We start from the raw sequence: 20,255 nt of genomic DNA on the forward strand, positions 1-20,255 counted from the left end.
CGAGAGCCACGGGCGTCACGCTCCACCACCCTGGGCTCCTGCCTGCGCAGGAGCACGTCGGGGGTGCTACGCCGCCGCCTGCTCCGCCGATCCCCCCGCCGCCTCCAGCAGCCGCGCCTCCAGCGCGCGGATGCGGGCGGAGGCGGTGATGCGGTCGCCGGTCAGGTCGGTGAGGTAGAAGGTGTCCACCGCCCGCTCGCCAAAGGTCGCGACATGGGCGGAGTGGATCGTCACCTTGGACTGGAACAGCGCGTGCGCCAGGTGGTGGAGCAGCGCCGGGCGGTCGCGGGCGTTGACCTCCACCACGGTGAAGCGGTTCGACGCCTGGTTGTCGATCAGCACGTTGGGCGTGATCGAAAAGGCGCCGGCCCGCGGGTGCGGCAGCGGCTTGGCGGACAGACGCTCGGTCAGGCGGGCACGATTGGCCAGCGCGTCCGCGATGCCGGTACGCAGCCGCTCCAGCTGGCCTTCGTCGTCGAAGCGGCCCCCTTGCGGGTTCTGGACCAGGAAATTGTCGAGCGCCATGCCGGCGCGCGTCGTGTGGATGCGCGCGTCGATGATGTTGCCGCCCGCCGCATGGATGGCGCCGGCGATTCGGTAGAACAGGCCTGGATGGTCGGCCGCGTGCACCGTCACCAGCGTCGCATCGCGCTCCGGGTCGGCGACCGTATCGATCGCGAGCGGTGCGTCCCCCGCCCCGTCGATCAGCCGCGCGTTACGGACCAGCACGTCGCTCGGCTCCGCCACCCAATAGGCTTCGGGCAGCTGGCCGATGAAGCTCGCCAGCCGCTCCGCATCCCAGCCGAGCGCCTGCTGCAGCGCCTCCTGCTTGGCGGCGATGCGTTCGCCGCGCCCGCGCTGCTTGTGGCCTAGCCGCAGCACCTCCTCGGCCGAGTCGAACAGGGTGGCGAGCAGCTGGCGCTTCCACCCGTTCCAGATGCCCGGCCCCACCGCGCGGATGTCGACCACGGTCAGGATCAGCAGCATGCGCAGCCGCTGCGGGCTCTGCACCACCTCGGCGAAGTCGAGGATGGTCTTGAAGTCGGACAGGTCGCGCTTGAACGCGGTCGCGGACATCAGCAGGTGGTGGCGGACCAGCCAGGCGACGGTCTCCGTCTCGGCCGCGGTCAGGCCGAAGCGCGGGCACAGCCGCTCGGCGACCGCCGCGCCCAGGATCGAATGGTCGCCGTCGCGCCCCTTGGCGATGTCGTGCAGGAACACCGCCACATAGAGCGCACGCCGCTGAACGACGCCCGGAAACAGCGCCGACGACAGCGGATGGTCCTGGATCAGCTCGCCGCGCTCGATCTGGTTGAGCAGGCCGATCGCGCGGATGGTGTGCTCGTCCACCGTATAATGGTGGTACATGTCGAACTGCATCTGCGCAACGACACGGCCGAAGTCCGGCACCAGCCGCCCGAGCACCCCTGCCTCGCTCATCCAGCGCAGCACCTTTTCCGGGGTGCGCGGAGAGGTCAGCACGTCCAGGAACAGGGCGTTGGCACGCGGATCGCGGCGATAATCGGTGATCAGGTGCGCATCGCGCGCGGCCGCCCGCATCGCCAGCGGATGCACCTCCACCGCGTGCAGGTCCGCGAGCGCAAAGATCTCGACCAGCCGCACCGGGTCCTCGGCAAAGAAGCGGTCGTGCGGCAGCGCGAGCCGACCGCGATCGAGCACGAAGCCCTTGAGCCGGCTCGGCCGGCGGCGCAGCTGCGGCAGGCCGAAGCGGCGCCCGCGCCCGGCGAACTTCTCGTCCAAGTGCGCCAGGAACAGCCCGCTCAGGTAGCCGACGCGCTTCGCCTGCAGGAAATAGAACTGCATGAAGCGCTCGACCTTGGGCTTGCCCGGCCGGTCGGCGTAGCGCATCCGCTCCGCGATCTGGCGCTGCACGTCGAAGGTCAGCCGCTCCTCGGCACGGCCGGCGATCAGGTGCAGGTGGCAGCGCACCGCCCAGAGGAAGTTCTCGGCGCGCTGGAACTGGCGATATTCCTGCGGCGTGAACAGGCCGCGGTCCACCAGCTCGGCCGCGCGGCGGACGCCATAAGCGAACTTGCCGATCCAGAAGAGCGCGTGGAGGTCCCTGAGGCCGCCCTTGCCCTCCTTGACGTTGGGCTCGACGACGTAGCGGCTGTCACCCATCTTGAGGTGGCGCGCTTCCCGCTCAGCGAGCTTCTCGGCGACGAACTGGCGGGCGCCGTCCGCCTGCACCTCGCTCATGAAGCGGGCGGCGGCCTCGTCGTACAGCGCGGAATCGCCCCACAGGAATCGACCCTCCAGCAGGGCCGTGCGCACCGTATGGTCGGCGCGCGCCTGGCGGATCATCTCGTCCAACGAGCGGGACGAATGGCCGACCTTCAGCCCGATGTCCCACAGCGCATAGAGCACCGACTCGATCACCTGCTCGCACCAGGCCGGCTGTTTCCAGGGCGTGAGAAAGCCGATGTCGACGTCCGAGAAGGGCGCCATCTCGCCCCGGCCATAGCCGCCGACCGCGATCATGGTCATCCGCTCGGCCGCGGTCGGGTTAGGATTGGGATGGAGGCGCGTGACGATGAAATCGAGCAACAGCCGCAGGATCCCGTCCGTCAGGTAGGCGCCGGCGGCGGCGGTCTGGAGGCCCTGGGTGGGCTTTTCCAGGAAGCGGCGCGCGATTTCGGCGCGGCCGCGGTCGAGCGCGTCGCGCAGCAACAGGCTGGCCGCGCGCCGCAGCGCCGCCGTGTCCGGTGCTTCGAGCGCAGCAAGCTGCTCCGCCACCGCCCCGCGATCGATGATCGCGCGGCGGTTGGCGAGATGTTCGAAGGGCGGGAGGTTTAGCGCACTGGGCGCGCCTGGGCTCATGACCGCGTCGCCGCGTGCGCCGCCGGTCCGTCAGGCGTCCGGCTTCTTCGCGACACCCACCAGCGCCGGGCGCAGCAGCCGGTCCTTGATCATGTAGCCGGTCTGGATCTCCTGCACGATCGTGCCCGGCTCCGCATCGTTGCTGGGGATTTCCAGCATCGCCTGGTGGCGGTTGGGATCGAGCGCCTCGCCCTGGGCGACGATGCGCGAGATGCCGTGGCGCGCGAACACGCTGTCGAGCTCGCGGCCGGTCGCTTCCAGGCCGGTGATCAGGCCCTTCATCTTATCGTCCTCGCGCAGTTCGGCCGGGATCGCCGACAGCGCGCGCGACAGATTGTCGGCGACCGAGAGGATGTCGCGGGCAAAGCCCGTCGCGGCATAGGCGCGCGCATCGGCCACTTCCTTTTCGGCGCGGCGGCGCACGTTCTGGATGTCGGCCCGGGCATAGAGCAACTGCGCCTTGGTCTCGGCGAGCTCCGCCTCCAGTTCGCCTGCGCGGTCGTGCTCGGCAACCTCCGGCGCCTCCTGTGCGGTTTCCTCGCGCAGGTCTTCGGGGGTCGCGTTCGGGGTGTTCTCTTCCTGGGTCATTCTCTTCTCTCGAGCATCAGGCCAGCAGACGCGTGAGCGTTGCGGCAGTGAAGTCCACCATGGGCACGACTCGCGCGTAGTTCAACCGCACAGGGCCGATCACCCCGACGACACCGACCACCCGACCATCGAGCGCGCGCACCGGCTTGGCGATCACCGACGAGCCCGACAGCGCGAACAGCTTGTTTTCGGAACCGATGAAGATGCGCGCGGCATCGCCTTCGCTCGCCGAGGCGAGCAGGCGGGCGATCTCCTCCTTGCCCTCCAGCTCGTCGAGCAGCTGGCGCACGCGGTCGAGATCGGCGGCGGCGGACGGATCGAGCAGCCGCGCCTGGCCGCGCACGATCAGCACCGGGCGGCGATCGCCGTCCTCGCTCCACAGCGCGAGGCCGCGCGACACAAGCGTCCGCGCCGCCTCGTCGAGGGCGGCACGCTCGGCCTGGATCTCCTGCTCGATGCCGGTGCGCGCCTCGGCCAGCGTCTGGCCGCCCAGCCGCGCGGTGAGATAGTTGGACGCCTCCACCAGCGCAGAAGCGGTCATGCCGGGCGGCAGCTCGACCACCCGGTTCTCGATCGAGCCGTCCGAGCCGACCAGCACCGCGAGCGCGCGGTCGTGGCCCAGCGGCGCGAAGCTGAACTGGCGCATCACCACGTCGCGCTTGGGCACCATCACCATGCCCGCGCACGCCGACAGGCCGGAAAGCGTGGCGGTGGTGCCGGCCAGCGCCTCCTCGATCGAACCGGCGATGCTCGCCTGCGCCTCAATCGCGGCGCGCTCCTGCGCGGAGGGCTCCATCACGTGCATCATGCCGTCGACGAACAGGCGCAGCCCCTGGTCGGTCGGCATGCGCCCGGCGCTGGTGTGCGGTGCGGCGAGCAACCCCGCCTCCTCCAGATCCTGCATGACGTTACGGATCGACGCCGGCGACAGGTTCAGCCCGGACATCCGCGCGATGGTGCGCGAACCGACGGGCATGCCGGACTCCAGGTAGGATTCCACCACCTGGCGGAACACGTCGCGCGCGCGGTCGGTCAGCTCGGTGATCGGCGGGTTCATGGGTGTCATGTAGGGGCTGCCGTGCGCCTGCTCCAGAAGTGAAATGCCGGTGCCGGGTTCCGTTGGCGGGTATCGGGCCCCTCCCCACCCGCCACCGTGCTCCTGCGCAGGCAGGAGCCCAGAGCCACAAGCGCGGCACTTCGATAACCCTGGGCTCCTGCCTGCGCAGGAGCACGGACTTGACCCGCCCTCCCTTCTTCGTACCCCGGCGGAGGCCGGGGTCCAGTTGGGAAAGCCTGTGGAAGGGCCAGCACCCCTCACACAAGGCGTCCCAACTGGGCCCCGGCCTTCGCCGGGGTACGGTATGTGGGGCTGGCGCTTCCCCGTGGAGGGGGAGCCCTCAGCGCCCGACCGGCCGCTCGCCGAGGAACGCCGCGATCGGCAGCAGCTCGGGTGCGGTGCGCAGCGCCGTACGGGTGTCTCGGTCATCCTCGCCGACGCAGCCGAGATACTGGTGGAGATGCCGCGTGCCCCCCGCCCCGCCGGACCAGGTCACGTCCACCGAGGACATGTCGGTCGCATGGTTGGGGCACAGCGGCGAGCCCGGCTCGACCCGCCGCTCCGGCTCTTCCGAGCGGAACGCGGCCAGTCGATCGACAAAGGCGCGATATTGGGCCGGCGTCAGCGTGAAATCGCGCGCGCCGGTAACCGCGGTGAACTGCTGCCCCTCGAACGTGCCGGTGCCATCGGGCCGCACGGTCACGCTGTAGACCGGGCAGGTGCCGAAGCAGCGATCGGTGGCGAAGCGGATCGTCTCGGCCGCCGCGGTCGCAGCCTCGCTGCCCGCCGACGCCGCGCCGCCGCCGTTGGGGGTGCACGCCGCCAGCGCCAGTGCCGCGCCCGCCATCATCATCGTCAACCGGATCAAGCCTCGTCTCCCTGTTTCGTCGGACTGGCGGAACGCCCGTCGGCGGTCTAGGTGCCGCCAACGATCTTGCAGGAGACTGAACCCATGCGCCCATCCGGCCGCGCCCCCGACGAGATGCGCGCCATCTCCATCCAGCCCAACTTCACCCGTCACGCCGAAGGTTCGGTGCTGATCGGCTTCGGCGAGACCAAGGTGCTGGTCACCGCCTCCGTCGAAGAGCGCGTGCCGCCGTTCCTGCGCGGCAAGGGCGAAGGCTGGGTGACGGCCGAATACGGCATGCTCCCGCGCGCCACCCACACCCGCGGCAACCGTGAGGCGGCCAAGGGCAAGCAGTCCGGCCGCACCCAGGAAATCCAGCGGCTGATCGGCCGCTCCTTGCGCGCCGTCTGCGACCTCAAGGCGTTGGGCGAGCGCCAGATCACGATCGACTGCGACGTGATCCAGGCCGACGGCGGCACCCGCACCGCCTCCATCTCCGGCGCCTGGGTGGCGTTGCGGCTGGCGGTCGATGGCCTGATGGCGGCGGGCAAGCTCACCGCCGACCCGATCACCCGCCAGGTCGCCGCCGTCAGCTGCGGCATCTACGAAGGCACGCCGGTGCTCGACCTCGACTACCCTGAGGACTCCGCCGCCGACGCCGACGCCAATTTCGTGCTGACCAGCGACGGCAACATCGCCGAGGTCCAAGCGACCGCCGAGGGCGCCTGCTACGACGAGGAAGCGCTGCTCCGCCTGCTCCGCCTCGCCCGCATCGGCTGCGGCGAGATCTTCGCCGCCCAGCTCAAGGCCGCCGGCCGGTGAGCGGCGAAGGCCCCGAGCCCCAGGCGATCCGCAAGCTCTCGCCGGGCAAGCTGGTGATCGCCAGCCACAATCCGGGCAAGGTGCGTGAGATCGCCGAGCTGCTCGGCCCCTATGGGATCGAGCCGATCTCGGCGGGCGCGCTCGACCTGCCCGAGCCCGAGGAGACCGGCACCACCTTCGTCGCCAATGCCGAGCTGAAGGCGCGCCAGGCCGCCGACTTGTCGGGCATGCCGGCGCTGGCCGACGACAGCGGGCTGTGCGTCGATGCGCTGGGTGGCGAGCCCGGCATCTTTTCCGCGCGCTGGGGCGGCGAGGCCAAGGACTTCGACCTCGCCATGCGCCTGGTCGAGGACCGGCTGGCAGCGCTCGGCCCGGACGTCAGCCGCGACGCGCATTTCGTGTGCGCGCTGGCGCTCGCCTGGCCGGACGGCCATGTCGAGTGGTTCGAGGGCCGCGTAGACGGCACGCTGGTGTGGCCGCCGCGCGGAAAGCTCGGCTTCGGCTATGATCCCATGTTCATCGCCAACGGCATGGACCAGAGCTTCGGCGAGATCGACCCGCAGGAAAAGCACGCGATCAGCCACCGCGCCGACGCCTTCCGTCAGCTGGTGGCCACGGTTCTCTGATCCGGCACGGGCGGCGGGCGCCTCGGCACCCGCCGCCCGGCTCAGTCGAGCGCCGAGATCGATTGCTCCATTTCGGGACGAACGCACGGACCGGCAAAGTCTCCCTCAGCATAAGTGCCGACGAACACCCGTATTTTCCCTGACCTCGCCGGATCCGAACGGCTCTTTACTGTGCGAGCGGCTCGCAATATTGACGAAATCCCGGCGGGTACGCGCAAGGCGTGCCGACATCCGAGTCCCGGATGTTGGGGGCGATCGGGGGAGGCGTCCAGTGCAGCATATGAGCGCATGGATGAGCGCTTTCGACAAGGAGCGGAAGCGACAGGGGGCCGTCGACGAGAGCGGCGCGCTTGCCCTGCACGGCCATCCCGAGTTGAAGCGGATCGTCGACCTGACCGCCGCCCATTACGGCACCGCCTTCGCGGCCGTCTCCATCATCCACAAGCGCACGCAGGTCCTGCTCGCCGAGCATGGGCTGAACACCCGCGAGACGAGCCGCGACACCGCGATCTGCGCGACCACGATCCACACGCCCGGTGAGCCGCTGATCGTGCCGGACACGCGGGCGGATCCCCGCTTCGTCCATTATGAGACCGTGCAGGCCGAACCCTTCCTGCGCTTCTATGCCGGGGTGCCGGTGCTCGACGGCAACGGCCATGCGCTGGGCGCGCTCTGCGTCGCCGACAGCACGCCCCGCACCACGCCCTTTGACCCGACCCTGCTCACGATCATGGCGCGCGAGGCGGAGCGGCATCTGCAATAGCGCTGCCGCGCGGAAGAATGGTCAGCGGTACAGCGTCAGCGCGGGCGGGACGGCGACCGGCTCGTCGGCCTTCGCGATCTGGCAGGCCGCCAGCACCGTCGCGTGGAGTGCGGCGACCGGCACCGGCTTGTTGACGCAGCCGATCACCAGCGGGTGCGGCGCGTCTGCGGGGCAGTTGCCGCTCACATAGACGACCGGGATGCCTTGCTGCGCCAGTTGCGTCGCGACCTCGACGCCGCTGTCGCCGTTCGCGAGGCGCACGTCGCACAGCGCCAGGTCGATCGCATGCGCGCCGGCGAGATCGAGCGCGGACGGAAGCGTATCCGCCACACCGACCACCCGGTGCCCGCGGGAGATCAGCGCGTCCTCCATCATCATCGCGATCAGCGCTTCGTCTTCGACGATCAGCAGATTGAACATCGGAACGTCTTCAGCTCTTGTTGGCAGTCGAGATGCGGATCGTGAGGCCGTCCGCCCCGGGTTCGACGACGCCGTTCAACTGCCGCAGCAGCGCCCGCGCGAGTCGCCCGGAGAGGGCGTCCGCCCCCGTGCGCACGCCCGCCAGCGTCACGTCCATCCCGGTCCCGCCCGGCTGCTCCGCGATTTCCACCGACGCGGGCTGATCCGGCGCGCCGCCTTCCGCAAAGGCCGTGTGGACGAGAAGCGCCAGGGCCACGCCCTGCTCGATCGGCAGCTTCGCACCGGCCCCGTCCTTTACGGTCAGGGGTCCGTCGATCGAACCACCGCCGGCTGCCGTCAGAAGGTCGGCAACGGCGACGGTGCTCGGATCGTCCGAGGCATAGAGCGGGCGATGGGCCGACGCGATCACCTCGATCCGGTCGGCAGCCCGCAGCAGCGCGTCGGAGAAGGCGCGATCCTCGGCCGAGGTCACTTCCAGGCGCACCACGCTGACGGCGAGCTGCAAGGCGTTGCGCACGCGGTGGTTGAGCTCGCCCAGCAGCTTGTCCCGCTGCTCGATCCCCGCCCGTAGCTCCTGCTCGACCATCAGCCGGTACTTCGCGAGCGCGACGAAATGGCACAGCGTGTGCAGGAAGCTGAGCTCGTCGTCGGTGAAGCGATCGGCCCATTTCCGCCCGAAGCCCAGCGTCCCGATCAGCCGGTCCCCGTGCAGCAGCGGCGTGCACGCATAGGCGTCCAGGCCCACGTCCCGGACGAACGCGACCAGCGGGTCCTCGGACTGCTGCACGCCCGTCACATGGAAGCGCTGCCGGTCGCGGGCGGCGCACCCGCAGACGGCCTGCCCCAGATCCAGCTCGGCGCCCGCGGCCGCCTGTTCCGGCGTCAATCCGCCATGCGCCTCGAGCACCAGCCGGCCGGCTTCCAGGCGGTAGTTGAAGAACACGTCCAGCCGCAGCTCCGACTGGATCAGGCCGAACAGTTCGTCGACCATGCGCGCAGGATCCTCCGCCGCCAGCAGCCCCTCTGCCGCTTCGGCGACCAGGGCCAGGCGCCGCTGGGGAAGCTCGGGATCGACGATCTGGCCACCCAACGGGATTTCGACGTGCTGCTGAAGCGCCATGCCCGCGGTTTGAACCATGCGAGCGCCAGCGGCAATGGCTTCGGTCTTTACCTAGGTTGCAGCGCCGCTTCCCCGCGACGAGGGGCTAATAGACGCGCACGCCGACCAGATTGCCCGGCGGATCGTAGCGGCACACCAGATAATCGTCGCGCTTGCTGCTCGCGAGCGCGCAGCCGTAGCGCAGCGTCCGGCGCGACACCAACTGGCCGTAGTGCGCCACGTCCTGCCAGCGGCCGGTGCGCGAGAAGTTCGGCACCGGCTGGTGGAGATAGTCGCGCTTCTCGCCGCGCCAGTGCCCGATCATCTCCTCATAGCGATAGGCGCCGCGCGTGCCGGTCCAGAGGTTCTCGCCGATGCGGTTCGCCGCCTGCGACTCCGGCGAATGCTCGAAGCGCCCGGTCCGCGCGAGCGTCTGCGCATAGGCGCGCGCCCCTTCGGCAAGCTGGTCGGACCAGACGAGTGGCGGCAGGCCGACCTCGGCGCGCGCGGCATCATGCCCCTGCTGCATCGCCTGGCGCAGCAGCGTCGCCCCGCGCGGCGCGGTGCCCTTGAACGTGCGCGCCTCGACCACGCGATCTGCCCCTTCCGGGGACGAACAAGCGGCCAGCATCGCCAGCATCGCCCACAGGATGTTTTGCCTCGCTCGCATGCGCACCATATGGGGCGGCGATGTCCCCGGAACAAACCTCCTCGGGCGCCCCGCTGGCGCTCTACGTCCATTGGCCGTTCTGCGTCTCCAAATGCCCCTATTGCGACTTCAACAGCCATGTGCGCGACGTGGTGGACCAGCAGGCATGGCGCGACGCGCTGCTCGCCGATCTCGCCTATGAGGCGGAACGCCTGCCCGGGCGACAGCTCGCCTCGATCTTCTTCGGCGGCGGCACGCCCTCGCTGATGCCGCCGGCAACGGTCGCCGCCGTCATCGAGGCGGCGACGAGCGTTTGGCCCGCCGAGCCCGGCATCGAGATCACGCTGGAGGCCAACCCCTCGTCGGTGGAGGCAGCGCGCTTCGCGGATCTCGCCGCGGCCGGCGTCAACCGCGTCTCCCTGGGGCTCCAGGCGCTGGACGACGAGGCGCTCGCCTTTCTCGGCCGCGCGCATGGCGTGGACGAGGGCCTCGCCGCGCTCGCGACCGCACAGCGCCATTTCGGGCGGGTGAGCTTCGACCTCATCTATGCGCGGCCGGGCCAGAGCCTTGCCGCATGGGGGGCGGAGCTGGACCGCGCGCTCGGCTTCGGGACCGAGCATCTGTCGCTCTACCAGCTGACGATCGAGCCGGGCACGCGCTTCGCCACGCTCGCGGCCAAGGGCGCGCTGACGCTGCCGGACGAGGACTTGGCGGCGGACCTGTGGGAGACCACCCAGGCACGCACCGCTGCCGCCGGGCTACCGCTCTACGAGGTGTCGAACCACGCGCGGCCGGGGGCGGAGAGCCGCCACAACCTCACCTACTGGCGCTATCGCGACTATGCGGGCGTCGGCCCCGGCGCCCACGGGCGCCGCGAGGGCATCGCGACCTTCCGCCGCAAGAAGCCGGAGAACTGGCTGTCCGCCGTCGCGCGCAACGGCCACGGCGCGGAGAGCGAAGTCGCGCTCGCCCCGGCCGAACGCGTGACGGAGGCGCTGGTGATGGGGCTGCGGATGCGCGAGGGCATCGACCTGGCCCGCGTCGCGACCCTCGGCGGCACAACCATCGACCAGGTGGTCGACCTGAAGGCGGTCGAACGCCTCGCAACCCAGGGCCTGGTGTCGCACGACGGCGACTGGCTGGCGCTCACCCCCGCAGGCATGCCGCTGCTCGACGCGGTGCTGCGGGAAGTGGCGCGAGGCTAGCTACCGCCACCCCGTACCCCGGCGAAGGCCGGGGCCCAGGTGGGAAGGCGGTCGCGAGGTTCGGGACCTCGTCTACGTGGGCCCCGGCCTTCGCCGGGGTACAAGAAAGGGTGTCGCCCTACTCGAAAGAACGCGGTGCCGGAGAGACCGTGGCGGTGGTGCCGCCCCGCACTTCCTGCACCTCCAGCGCACGCTCGGCGATGCCGTCGCGGCCGAAGCGGAAGGCACCGTCCAGCCCGGCAAAGCCACCGCTGTCGGTCAGCTTGGCTTCGGGGAAGCGGTCGCCCACCTTCCACTCGCGCGCGATGCGGATGGTGAGCAGCACCGAGTCGTAGCCGAGGCTCGACAGGCGGTACGGCGCGTTGCCGAAGCGCGCCCGGTACTTGGTGGCGTACTGGCGATAGAGCCCGTCGGAGACGCTCGCGAACCAGGCGCCGTTGAGCGCCGCGTTGCTGCCCACCGCGGAATCGGTGTTCCACAGCTCCGTGCCCAGTACCCGCGCGGTTGCCGCCTCGCGGCGCAGCAGCGGCACCGCGGTCGCGGCCGTGCCGGCGGCATCGGCGATCAGCACCGCCTGATAGGGCGAGTTCTTGGGCAGGCGCGTGACCGCCGCGGCAATGCCGCCGTTGCCGCGGTTGTAGGTCTGGAGCGACACGACCTGCCCGCCCGCGCTTTCCACCGCGCGCAGGAAGGCGGTGGAGGCGCGCTGGCCATAGACGCCGGTCGGCACCAGCCCTGCAAAGCTGGTGATGCCGGTCTGCTTGGCATAGTCCACGACGCGGCTGATCGACTGCGAGGGCGAATAGCCCATCACATAGGCGCCGTTGCCCGCAACGGTGATGTCGTTGGAGTAGCTCAGCACCGGCACGCCCGCGCGCTTGGCGATCGGCGCCACCGCGCGCACGTCCTCGGACAAGAGCGGCCCCAGGATCAGGCGATTGCCCTCCGCAAGCGCGCGCTGCGCCGCCGCCGCCGCGCCGGTCGCGGTGTCATAGGTGGTGATCCGCACCTGCTCGCTGCGCGAATCGAGCAGCGCGAGCTGGGTGGCGTTGGCGAGGCTCTGGCCCACGCCGGCATTGGGGCCGGTGAGCGGCACCAGCAGCGCGACGCGGTGGCGCTGCTTGTCCTCCGGGATCCCCGGCTGGACCGTTTCCGGGCCGGTGCCCTGCGTCGGCTGCTCCTTGGGCGGCGGCGGCGCGCGGTCCGGCACCCCCCGCGGTACCAGCGTCTGGCACCCCGCCAGCAGCAGCGCTCCCGCGACGGCCGCCGTGCGGATCAATCGACGCGTCCATTGCGGTACGGTTGCCGCCTCTGCCATGACATTCCCCTGATGAACGCACCACTATCCCCCGGCCTCTACATCGTCGCGACCCCGATCGGCAATCTCGGCGACCTTTCCCCCCGCGCGACGGCGGTGCTGTCGGCCGCCGACGTGATCGCGGTGGAGGACAGCCGCGTCACCGCCGGCCTGCTCCGCCACATCGGCACCAAGCGGCCGATGGTGCCGTATCACGACCACAACGCCGAAGGGGTCCGGCCCGGGCTGGTCGCGCGCATGGGGCACGAGGCGGTCGCCCTGGTGTCCGACGCGGGCACGCCGCTGATCTCCGATCCCGGCTACAAGCTGGTGCGCGACGCGCGTGCGGCGGGGCATCTGGTGGTGACGGTGCCGGGGCCGTGCGCGGCGATCTCCGCGCTGACGCTCGCCGGCCTTCCGACCGACCGTTTCTTCTACCTGGGCTTCCTGCCGCCCAAGCAGCACGCCCGTGCCGAGGCGATCGCCGAGATCGCGGCGGTGCGTGCGACGCTCGTGCTCTACGAAAGCGGCCCCCGCCTCGCCGCAACCCTCGCGGCCCTCGCCGAGGGACTCGGCGACCGCGAAGCCGCAGTCGCGCGCGAGATCACCAAGAAGTTCGAGGAATGCGTGACCGGCACGCTCTCCCAACTCGCAGAGCGCTATGCCGAAGCCCCGCCCAAGGGGGAGATCGTGATCGTCGTGGCACCGCCCGGCGAGGCACCCCCGGCCGACGCGGACACCGCCGATGCCGCGCTCCTCGAAGCCCTCGCGCGCCTCCCCGTCTCCAAGGCGGCGGGCGAAGTCGCCAAGAAGCTCGGGCTCGACCGCAAGCTACTCTACGCCCGCGCGATGGAACTGAAGGGCCAATGAGGGATCGCCGCGCGGCCGAGGCGCAGGGCCGCGCGGGCGAGCGCTGGGCGGCCTGGTACCTGCGGCTCAAGGGCTGGCGCATCCTCGATCGGCGAGTGCGCACGCGCGCCGGCGAGGTCGACCTGGTGGCGCGACGCGGATCGGTAATCGCGTTCGTGGAGGTCAAGGCACGCGGGAACGCAGCGGCGCTGGACCTCGCCATCGACGAGCGGCGGTTGCAGCGCGTCGCGGCGGCGGCGGAGATGCTGATGCCCCGCTATGCCGGGCCGGACGACGACATCCGCATCGACGTGGTGCTGGTCGCCCGCGGGGTGCCGGTGCGGCATATCGAGAACGCTTGGATCGGCTGAGGTGCCTCCCCCTCTTCGTCCCACAACACCCCGTTTGCCTCGAGTAGCCGTCGAGCTTGTCGAGACGGCGTATCGAGAGGTCGGCGCGCGTGGCTCTCTCGATACGGGCTCTCGACAAGCTCGATCCCTACTCGAGACAAACGGGTTTGGGAGGGGCGCGAACAGTTCGGACCGGATCCGCGCCTCCCACCCGTGACAATCCCCGCCCCCGCGCCTACCTCCCGCGGGCAACAAGGAGTTCCCGCATGCCGCTGACCGTCGCCGTCCAGATGGATCCGCTCCATTCGATCAACATCGCAGGCGACTCGAGCTTCGCGCTGATGCTGGCGGCACAGGCGCGCGGGCACCGGCTGTTCCACTATGCAGCAGAGGACCTGAACTACCAGGCCGGCCGCGTCTGGACGCGCGCGCATCCGGTGACGGTGCAGCGGGTGGAGGGCAACCACTTCAGCTTCGGCGATCCGGGGAAGCTCGACCTGGGCGAAGACACGGACGTGGTGCTGATGCGCCAGGACCCGCCGTTCGACCTCGGCTACATCACCGCCACCCACCTGCTCGACCGCATCACCGATCGCACGCTGGTGGTGAACGATCCCGCCAACGTCCGCAACGCGCCCGAAAAGCTGTTCGTGCTCGACTATGCGCACTTCATGCCGCCGACGCTGGTCACGCGATCGGTCGAGGAAGCGCGGCTGTTCCTCGCCGAACATCGCTCGATCGTGGTCAAGCCGCTCCACGGCAACGGCGGCAAGGCGATCTTCAAGATCGACGAAGACGGGCAGAACCTCTCCTCGCTGATCGAGGTGTTCAACACCGCCTATCGCGAGCCGCACATGGTGCAGGCGTTCCTCCCGGAGATCGTGGAAGGCGACAAGCGCATCGTGCTGGTCGACGGCGAGGTCGCAGGCGCGATCAACCGCATGCCGGGTGAGGGCGAGATCCGCTCCAACCTGGCGGTCGGCGGCTCCGCGGCCAAGACGGAGCTCACCGAGCGCGAGCACGAGATCTGCGCGGAGCTCGGCCCGGAGCTCCGGCGCCGCGGGCTGCTGTTCGTCGGCATCGACGTGATCGGCGGCAAGTGGCTGACCGAGATCAACGTCACCTCCCCCACCGGCATCGTCGCGATCGACCGCTTCAACGGCACCGACACCGGCGCGATGATCTGGGACGCGATCGAGCGGCGGGTAGCGGAACGCGGCTGAGCTTGGCCCCCGCCCCGCATCTAGCGCGTTAGCCTCGTCATGACCGACTTCATCCTCGATGCGATCGCCTGGGGCGGGTACCTCGGCATCGCCCTCTTGATGGCGCTCGAAAACGTCGTCCCGCCGGTCCCTTCCGAAGTGATCATGGGGCTGGGCGGCATGGCCGTCGCGCGCGGCACCATGTCGATGGCGCCGCTGGTGCTGTGGGGCACGGTGGGATCGGTAGCGGGCAACTATTTCTGGTACGCGCTCGGCCGGCGCTTCGGCTACCTCGGCCTCAAGCCCTTCGTCGACCGCTGGGGCCGCTGGCTGACGCTGGAGTGGGAGGATGTGGAGAAGCTCCAGCGCTTCTTTTACGCGCGCGGCGCCTGGGTGGTGTTCGTGTTCCGCTTCCTGCCCACCTTCCGCACCATGGTGTCGCTGCCCGCCGGCATGGCCTGCATGCCGCACTGGCGCTTCATCCTGGCGACCTTCACCGGCAGCGCGATCTGGAACGCGGTGCTCGCCTGGGCGGGGCTCTACTTCGGCTCCAACTTCCGCGAGCTGGAGCAATATGTCGGCCCGGTCACCATTGGCCTCTCGATCATCATCGTGGTCGGCTACGTCTATCGCGTCGTCACCTGGAAGCCGCGCGCGGAGCGGTGATGCGGTCCTGGTTCGACGGGGCGGAGGCGCGCGGAGCCGCCAAAAGCTGCCGTTCGTGCTGAGTAGGGGCTGAGCCTGTCGAAGCACCGTATCGAAGCACCAGCGGCGATCCTTCGATACGCCATTTCGACTTCGCTCGATGGCTACTCAGGACACCCTCACGCCCGCGGGTGGGCGTTGCGATAGACGTCGAGCAGATGTGCGGCATCCACCGCGGTATAGACCTGGGTCGAACTGAGGCTCGCGTGTCCCAACAACTCCTGCAGCGCGCGCAGGTCCGCGCCGCGGCCGAGCAGATGGGTGGCAAAGCTGTGCCGCAGCGCATGCGGCGTGGTGCGGTCGCCCAGCCCCAGCCGCACCCGCGCCGCCCGCACCGACCGGCGCACGACGCCCGCCGCCAGCGGCCCGCCTTTGGCGCCGCGGAACAGCTCGGCATCGCGCGCCGTGCCCCAGGGATTGAGCCGCACATAGGCGTCGATCGCGTCGCGCACCGGCGGCAGCAGCGGCACCATCCGCGTCTTGGCGCGCTTTCCGGTCACCGCGATCGCCTCGCCCAGCGGCAGCACCGCCCCGGTCAGCCCCAGCGCCTCGCCGATGCGCAGGCCGGCGCCGTACAGCAGCAGCAGCACCGCCCAGTCGCGCGCCGCGATCCACGGCTCGGCCGCGTCCTCCGACACGTCCTCTGCCAGGGCGATCGCCTCGTCGGGTGAGATCGGGCGCGGCACGCCCTTCTTCACGCGCGGGCCCTTCACCCGCGGCAGCGACGCGCCCTCCCCGCCCACCCAGGCGAGAAAGCCGCGCACCGCCGACAGCTCGCGCGCGGCCGAGGCGTTGCCGAGTCCCTCGCCCCGGCGATGCGCCAGGAACGCACGCAGGTCGGTCGCGGACAGCGCCTTCAGCTCCGCCTCGCCAACCGGCCCGCCCAGGTGGCCGCGCAGGAACGCCAGCAGCCGCTCGGCCGTGGCCTGGTACGCGCGCACCGTATGGGCGGAGCGGCGGCGATCCCGCGCCAGGTGGCGTCCGTAGCGCAGCGGCAGCGGCAGCGGCTCGGCGCCCGTCTCTTCCCCCGCTTCCACCTGCCAACCCCCAAGAAAAGTTACGGAAAATCAACTCCGCCGCGCTAGCCGTGGCGAATGCCGGAGCGTTTGTACAATGCTGCGCGCGAAATCGCGATCTCGCCGGCGGAGCTCCAGACGCTGCTTGCCGCAGCGCCGGACGCCGCCTTCGAAATGGTCGCGAAGGTCGCCCGGGAACTGATCGCCGCCCCCATCGCCGCGGTGAACCTGATCGAGGGCGACCGCTTCTGGGTGAAGGCAGGCTATGGCATGCCGAAACAGCCGCTGCCCCGCGCCGAGGCGTTCTGCGACGTGACGGTCGACAGCGATGCCCCGCTGGTGGTGGACGACGCGACGACCGACCCGCGCTTCCGCAGCCTGGCGGTGGTGACGGCGGCCGATCCGGTCCGCTTCTATGCCGGGGTGCCGCTGCACGTCACCGATCGCGTGCGCCAGGTGACGGAGGCGGTCGGCACGCTGTGCATCATGGACGTGATCCCGCGCTCGCTGCCGCCCGGCGCGCTCGCCGTCCTGCGCCAGCTCGGCGACATCCTCGAAAAGGTGATCGAGGCGGAGGTGGCGACGGCAGGCGCCGTGGCGATCGCCCGCACCGCCGCGGAACAGAGCCTGCAACTGCGGCGCCACGACCTGACCTTCCGCCAGGCCGAACGCCTCGCCCGCATCGGCTCCTGGTGGTTCTCGCTCGAAACCGACGAGACCCTGTGGTCGGAAGGCATGTACCGGATCTACGAGCTGCCGGCGAACACCGCCCTCTCCGTGGACGAGGCGATCGGCTTCTTCAGCGGCATCAGCCGGCCCGACCTGGCGGCGTTGGTCGAGAAGACGACGCAAACGGGCGAGCCGTTCACGCTGGAACTGGATTTCGTCACCGCCAAGGGCAACCACCGGCGCGTCCGCTCGATCGCGCACGTCGAGTTCGAGGAGGGGCGCGCCACCGGCGTCAGCGGGGTGATGCAGGACATCACCGAGCATTGGCTGCTGGAGGAAAAGCTCCGCCGCTCGGCCGACACCGATTCCCTCACCGGCATCGCCAACCGGAGCGCGTTCAACCGCGCCCTGTCCGAAGCGATCGAGCGCGCGCGCAGCACCCAGGCGCCGTTTGCCCTGATGCTGATCGACCTGGACGAGTTCAAGGGGATCAACGACACCCATGGCCATGTCGTGGGCGACGACATGCTGCGCGCGGTCGGCGCGCGCCTGCGCGATCCGATGCTCGCCGGCAGCCTCGCCGCACGGCTCGGCGGCGACGAGTTCGCGCTGATCGTGACCGATCCGGCCCTCCATGCGGACCTGCCGGGTGTCGCCGGGGGGCTGCTGGAACAGCTTCGCCAGCCGGTGGCGACGGCGGCCGGCGTGCTGCCGATCTCCGCCACCATCGGCTATGCCCGGTTCGAGGACTGCCCCGAAACCGCCCGTGGCTTCATCCATTGCGCGGACAAGGCGCTCTACGAGGCCAAGCGCGAGCGGCGTGGCTCCGCCCGCGGCTATCGCACCTTCGGCCGGCGCAGCAGCGACGAACCGGCGGGCTGACGCACGGGCGATTCCCAATCGCGGGCAGCGTCCCTATCTAGGGACCCTCCATGACTTCCTCCCGCGTCCGTGTCCTTGTCCTCAACGCCGCCCTCGGCCCCCTCGACTATCGCGTGCCGCACGGCATGATGGTCGAGCCGGGCTCGATCGTGATCGCGCCGCTCGGCCCCCGCCAGTTGCTGGGAGTGGTGTGGGAGCCGGAGCGGCTGCCCTGCGAGGAAGTGGGCGACAACCGCCTGCGCCCGCTGCTGGGCGTGGTGGACGCGCCGCCAATCCCCGCCCCCTTGCGCCGGCTGATCGAGTGGACCGCCGACTATTATCTCGCCGCCCCGGCCTCGGTGTTGCGCATGGCGCTGTCCTCCACCTCGGCGTTGGAGGGCGCGAAGCTCGCCACCGAATATCGCGCCACCGGCCACGTGCCGGACCGGCTCACCCCGCAGCGCGAGCAGGCGCTGGAGCGGATCGGCGACCGCCAGGGGCTGGTGCGCGAGCTCGCCACTATGGCCGACGTGTCGGAGGCGGTGGTGCGCGGGCTGGTGAAGGCCGGCGCGATCGAGGCGGTGAGCGTCGACATCGACGTGCCTTATCCGATTCCCGATCCGGCGTACGGCGTGCCGGTGCTCTCCGAACAGCAGGCCGAGGTCGCGGGCGTGCTATGCGACGCGGTCGCGACTCAGCCGTTCCGGCCCTTCCTGCTCGACGGCGTCACCGGGTCCGGCAAGACCGAGGTCTATTTCGAGGCGATCGCCGCCGCCATCGCAGCGGGCAAGCAGAGCCTGGTGCTGCTTCCCGAAATCGCCCTCACCGAACCCTTCCTCAAGCGCTTCCACGCCCGCTTCGGCTGCGAGCCGGTGGCCTGGCACTCGGACCTGCGTTCCACCCAGCGCCGCCGCGCGTGGCGGGCGATCGCCACCGGCCAGGCGCTGGTGACGGTGGGCGCCCGCTCCGCGCTGTTCCTGCCCTATGCTAACCTCGGCCTGATCGTCGTCGACGAGGCGCACGAGACCAGCTTCAAGCAGGAGGAGGGCGTCCACTATCACGCGCGCGACGTGGCGGTAATGCGCGGGCTGTTCGAACGCTGCCCGGTGGTGCTCGCCTCCGCGACGCCGGCGATCGAGACGCGCCACCAGGTCGCGCTCGGCCGCTATACCGAACTCAAGCTCCCCGGCCGCTATGGCAAGGCGGAGCTGCCGGCCGTCGAGCCAATCGACCTGATCGCGGAGCCGCCGATCCGCGGTCGCTGGATCGCGCCCAAGCTGGTCAACGCGATCGACGCGACGCTGGCCCGCGGCGAGCAGGCGCTCTTGTTCCTCAACCGGCGCGGCTATGCGCCACTCACCCTGTGCCGGTCGTGCGGGCATCGCTTCCAATGCCCGAACTGCACCGCCTGGATGGTCGAGCACCGGCTGATCCACCGCCTGTCCTGCCACCATTGCGGCCACATGATCCCGACCCCGCGCAAATGCCCGGAGTGCGACGCGGAAGATGCGCTGGTCGCCTGCGGCCCCGGCGTCGAGCGCATCGCCGACGAGGCGGCGGCGCTGTTCCCCGACGCGCGCATCGCCATCGTCACCTCCGACACGCTCTGGTCGCCTGCCAGGGCCGCCGAGTTCGTCAACCGAATGGAAGCGGGCGAGATCGACCTGGTGGTCGGCACCCAGCTGGTGACCAAGGGCTATCACTTTCCGAACCTCACGCTGGTCGGCGTGATCGACGCCGACCTGGGGCTCGCCGGCGGCGACCTGCGCGCGGCCGAGCGCACCTTCCAGCAGATCATGCAGGTCGCCGGGCGCGCCGGCCGCGGCGAGAAGCCGGGGCATGTCTTCATCCAGACCACCGCACCTGACGCGGCGGTGATGCGCGCGCTGGTGTCGGGCGATGCCGAGAGCTTCTACGCCGCCGAGACCGAGGCGCGGCAGGAGGCGGAGGTGCCGCCGTTCGGCCGCTACGCGGCGATCATCGTCTCGTCGGAGGACAAGGATGCCGCCAACGACGCCGCCCGCCGCATCGGCCGCGCCGCGCCCGAGGTGGAGGGGATGCACGTCTTCGGCCCCGCCCCCGCCCCACTGGCGATGCTGCGCGGCCGCCACCGCTTCCGCCTGCTGGTCCATGCCCGCCGCCAGCTCGACGTGCAGGACGTGATCCGCGACTGGCTCGGCAGCGTCGAATGGTCGAGCAAGGTGCGCGTCGCAGTGGACGTGGACCCGTACAACTTCCTCTAGGGGCGCCCTGCCCCGTCGTCACGACGACGATCAGGTCGTGGACCCATCAAACATCGAACTCCCCTCCCTGCAAGGGAGGGGCTGGGGGTGGGTGCGAGCGCAAGCGAGCCTCGGCGCTCGAAACAGAAGCGGCGGCCGAGGCGTCG

19 protein-coding genes are annotated in these 20,255 nt (G+C 70.5%); 10 read left to right on the forward strand and 9 right to left on the reverse strand.

Annotation, left to right across the window (positions count from 1 at the left end; translation table 11 throughout):
- Positions 1 to 66: 66 nt before the first annotated feature.
- From MHZ35_RS08795 to MHZ35_RS08810, 4 genes are all read right to left on the reverse strand, one after another.
- On the reverse strand, positions 67 to 2,841 hold the full coding sequence (locus MHZ35_RS08795; RefSeq protein WP_239435254.1) for a [protein-PII] uridylyltransferase: 2,775 nt from the start codon (positions 2,839 to 2,841) through the stop codon (positions 67 to 69).
- Between the two features lie 30 nt (positions 2,842 to 2,871).
- On the reverse strand, positions 2,872 to 3,429 hold the full coding sequence (gene grpE, locus MHZ35_RS08800; RefSeq protein WP_239435255.1) for a nucleotide exchange factor GrpE: 558 nt from the start codon (positions 3,427 to 3,429) through the stop codon (positions 2,872 to 2,874).
- Positions 3,430 to 3,445: 16 nt separating this feature from the next.
- A complete protein-coding gene (gene hrcA / locus MHZ35_RS08805; RefSeq protein WP_125961640.1) occupies positions 3,446 to 4,486 on the reverse strand; it encodes a heat-inducible transcriptional repressor HrcA in 1,041 nt (346 codons plus the stop codon).
- Positions 4,487 to 4,826: 340 nt separating this feature from the next.
- Positions 4,827 to 5,354, reverse strand: coding sequence for a DUF6438 domain-containing protein (locus MHZ35_RS08810; protein WP_239435256.1), 528 nt, complete (start codon positions 5,352 to 5,354; stop codon positions 4,827 to 4,829).
- Positions 5,355 to 5,438: 84 nt separating this feature from the next.
- On the opposite strand from MHZ35_RS08810, the gene rph reads away from it, so the two are divergent.
- The 3 genes from rph to MHZ35_RS08825 all read left to right on the forward strand — a co-directional run bounded on the left by rph (position 5,439) and on the right by MHZ35_RS08825 (position 7,544).
- Positions 5,439 to 6,155, forward strand: a complete 717-nt coding sequence (gene rph, locus MHZ35_RS08815) for a ribonuclease PH (RefSeq protein WP_239435257.1) — start codon at positions 5,439 to 5,441, stop codon at positions 6,153 to 6,155.
- Positions 6,152 to 6,781 carry an RdgB/HAM1 family non-canonical purine NTP pyrophosphatase gene (gene rdgB / locus MHZ35_RS08820; protein WP_239435258.1) on the forward strand — a complete coding sequence of 210 codons (630 nt, stop codon included), beginning with the start codon at positions 6,152 to 6,154 and terminating at the stop codon, positions 6,779 to 6,781. Before rph ends, rdgB begins: the two co-directional genes overlap by 4 nt.
- A gap of 292 nt (positions 6,782 to 7,073) precedes the next feature.
- Positions 7,074 to 7,544, forward strand: coding sequence for a GAF domain-containing protein (locus tag MHZ35_RS08825; protein ID WP_164521315.1), 471 nt, complete (start codon positions 7,074 to 7,076; stop codon positions 7,542 to 7,544).
- A 21-nt stretch (positions 7,545 to 7,565) separates the two neighbouring features.
- Here MHZ35_RS08825 and MHZ35_RS08830 read toward each other — a convergent pair whose 3' ends face one another.
- The 3 genes from MHZ35_RS08830 to MHZ35_RS08840 form a co-directional block, all read right to left on the reverse strand.
- Positions 7,566 to 7,964: a response regulator gene (locus MHZ35_RS08830; protein ID WP_239435259.1), complete on the reverse strand. Its 399-nt coding sequence runs from the start codon at positions 7,962 to 7,964 to the stop codon at positions 7,566 to 7,568.
- A gap of 10 nt (positions 7,965 to 7,974) precedes the next feature.
- Complete coding sequence (locus MHZ35_RS08835) at positions 7,975 to 9,084, reverse strand: histidine kinase dimerization/phosphoacceptor domain -containing protein (RefSeq protein ID WP_239435260.1); 1,110 nt, start codon at positions 9,082 to 9,084, stop codon at positions 7,975 to 7,977.
- Between the two features lie 85 nt (positions 9,085 to 9,169).
- Entirely contained in the window at positions 9,170 to 9,733 is a 564-nt protein-coding gene (locus tag MHZ35_RS08840; RefSeq protein ID WP_239435261.1) for a CAP domain-containing protein, read from the reverse strand.
- Between the two features lie 20 nt (positions 9,734 to 9,753).
- Between MHZ35_RS08840 and hemW the strand changes: the two genes are divergently transcribed.
- Entirely contained in the window at positions 9,754 to 10,917 is a 1,164-nt protein-coding gene (gene hemW / locus MHZ35_RS08845; protein ID WP_239435262.1) for a radical SAM family heme chaperone HemW, read from the forward strand.
- Between the two features lie 118 nt (positions 10,918 to 11,035).
- Here the strand turns inward: hemW and MHZ35_RS08850 are convergent, their stop codons facing one another.
- Positions 11,036 to 12,235, reverse strand: a complete 1,200-nt coding sequence (locus MHZ35_RS08850) for a penicillin-binding protein activator (protein WP_239435263.1) — start codon at positions 12,233 to 12,235, stop codon at positions 11,036 to 11,038.
- Positions 12,236 to 12,247: 12 nt separating this feature from the next.
- On the opposite strand from MHZ35_RS08850, the gene rsmI reads away from it, so the two are divergent.
- The 4 genes from rsmI to MHZ35_RS08870 all read left to right on the forward strand — a co-directional run bounded on the left by rsmI (position 12,248) and on the right by MHZ35_RS08870 (position 15,281).
- The gene (rsmI, locus tag MHZ35_RS08855) at positions 12,248 to 13,084 is read left to right on the forward strand and encodes a 16S rRNA (cytidine(1402)-2'-O)-methyltransferase (RefSeq protein ID WP_239435264.1); all 837 of its coding nucleotides are present in this window, start codon (positions 12,248 to 12,250) and stop codon (positions 13,082 to 13,084) included.
- Entirely contained in the window at positions 13,081 to 13,434 is a 354-nt protein-coding gene (locus tag MHZ35_RS08860; RefSeq protein ID WP_239435265.1) for a YraN family protein, read from the forward strand. Before rsmI ends, MHZ35_RS08860 begins: the two co-directional genes overlap by 4 nt.
- Positions 13,435 to 13,679: 245 nt before the next feature.
- Positions 13,680 to 14,636 (forward strand): glutathione synthase, encoded by a 957-nt coding sequence (gene gshB, locus MHZ35_RS08865; RefSeq protein ID WP_239435266.1) that lies wholly within the window; start codon positions 13,680 to 13,682, stop codon positions 14,634 to 14,636.
- A 39-nt stretch (positions 14,637 to 14,675) separates the two neighbouring features.
- A complete protein-coding gene (locus MHZ35_RS08870) occupies positions 14,676 to 15,281 on the forward strand; it encodes a DedA family protein (protein WP_239435267.1) in 606 nt (201 codons plus the stop codon).
- Positions 15,282 to 15,439: 158 nt separating this feature from the next.
- Here the strand turns inward: MHZ35_RS08870 and MHZ35_RS08875 are convergent, their stop codons facing one another.
- On the reverse strand, positions 15,440 to 16,357 hold the full coding sequence (locus MHZ35_RS08875) for a tyrosine recombinase XerC (protein WP_239435268.1): 918 nt from the start codon (positions 16,355 to 16,357) through the stop codon (positions 15,440 to 15,442).
- A 57-nt stretch (positions 16,358 to 16,414) separates the two neighbouring features.
- On the opposite strand from MHZ35_RS08875, the gene MHZ35_RS08880 reads away from it, so the two are divergent.
- Both MHZ35_RS08880 and MHZ35_RS08885 read left to right on the forward strand, forming a co-directional pair.
- Positions 16,415 to 17,887, forward strand: coding sequence for a diguanylate cyclase domain-containing protein (locus MHZ35_RS08880; RefSeq protein ID WP_239435269.1), 1,473 nt, complete (start codon positions 16,415 to 16,417; stop codon positions 17,885 to 17,887).
- Positions 17,888 to 17,937: 50 nt separating this feature from the next.
- Entirely contained in the window at positions 17,938 to 20,109 is a 2,172-nt protein-coding gene (locus MHZ35_RS08885; protein WP_239435270.1) for a primosomal protein N', read from the forward strand.
- The last annotated feature ends 146 nt before the right edge of the window (positions 20,110 to 20,255 follow it).

The sequence above is a fragment of the Sphingomonas sp. ACRSK genome (assembly GCF_022346685.1).
Lineage (GTDB): Bacteria > Pseudomonadota > Alphaproteobacteria > Sphingomonadales > Sphingomonadaceae > Sphingomonas > Sphingomonas molluscorum.

Excerpts from the sequence above, each read along its gene's own strand:
- MHZ35_RS08795 (WP_239435254.1), bottom strand. The coding sequence starts at position 2,841 with ATGAGCCCAGGCGCGCCCAGTGCGCTAAACCTCCCGCCCTTCGAACAT.
- grpE (WP_239435255.1), bottom strand. The coding sequence starts at position 3,429 with ATGACCCAGGAAGAGAACACCCCGAACGCGACCCCCGAAGACCTGCGC.
- hrcA (WP_125961640.1), bottom strand. The coding sequence starts at position 4,486 with ATGAACCCGCCGATCACCGAGCTGACCGACCGCGCGCGCGACGTGTTC.
- rph (WP_239435257.1), top strand. The coding sequence starts at position 5,439 with ATGCGCCCATCCGGCCGCGCCCCCGACGAGATGCGCGCCATCTCCATC.
- MHZ35_RS08825 (WP_164521315.1), top strand. The coding sequence starts at position 7,074 with ATGAGCGCTTTCGACAAGGAGCGGAAGCGACAGGGGGCCGTCGACGAG.
- MHZ35_RS08830 (WP_239435259.1), bottom strand. The coding sequence starts at position 7,964 with ATGTTCAATCTGCTGATCGTCGAAGACGAAGCGCTGATCGCGATGATG.
- MHZ35_RS08835 (WP_239435260.1), bottom strand. The coding sequence starts at position 9,084 with ATGGCGCTTCAGCAGCACGTCGAAATCCCGTTGGGTGGCCAGATCGTC.
- MHZ35_RS08840 (WP_239435261.1), bottom strand. The coding sequence starts at position 9,733 with ATGCGAGCGAGGCAAAACATCCTGTGGGCGATGCTGGCGATGCTGGCC.
- hemW (WP_239435262.1), top strand. The coding sequence starts at position 9,754 with ATGTCCCCGGAACAAACCTCCTCGGGCGCCCCGCTGGCGCTCTACGTC.
- MHZ35_RS08850 (WP_239435263.1), bottom strand. The coding sequence starts at position 12,235 with ATGGCAGAGGCGGCAACCGTACCGCAATGGACGCGTCGATTGATCCGC.
- rsmI (WP_239435264.1), top strand. The coding sequence starts at position 12,248 with ATGAACGCACCACTATCCCCCGGCCTCTACATCGTCGCGACCCCGATC.
- MHZ35_RS08860 (WP_239435265.1), top strand. The coding sequence starts at position 13,081 with ATGAGGGATCGCCGCGCGGCCGAGGCGCAGGGCCGCGCGGGCGAGCGC.
- gshB (WP_239435266.1), top strand. The coding sequence starts at position 13,680 with ATGCCGCTGACCGTCGCCGTCCAGATGGATCCGCTCCATTCGATCAAC.
- MHZ35_RS08870 (WP_239435267.1), top strand. The coding sequence starts at position 14,676 with ATGACCGACTTCATCCTCGATGCGATCGCCTGGGGCGGGTACCTCGGC.
- MHZ35_RS08880 (WP_239435269.1), top strand. The coding sequence starts at position 16,415 with ATGCCGGAGCGTTTGTACAATGCTGCGCGCGAAATCGCGATCTCGCCG.
- MHZ35_RS08885 (WP_239435270.1), top strand. The coding sequence starts at position 17,938 with ATGACTTCCTCCCGCGTCCGTGTCCTTGTCCTCAACGCCGCCCTCGGC.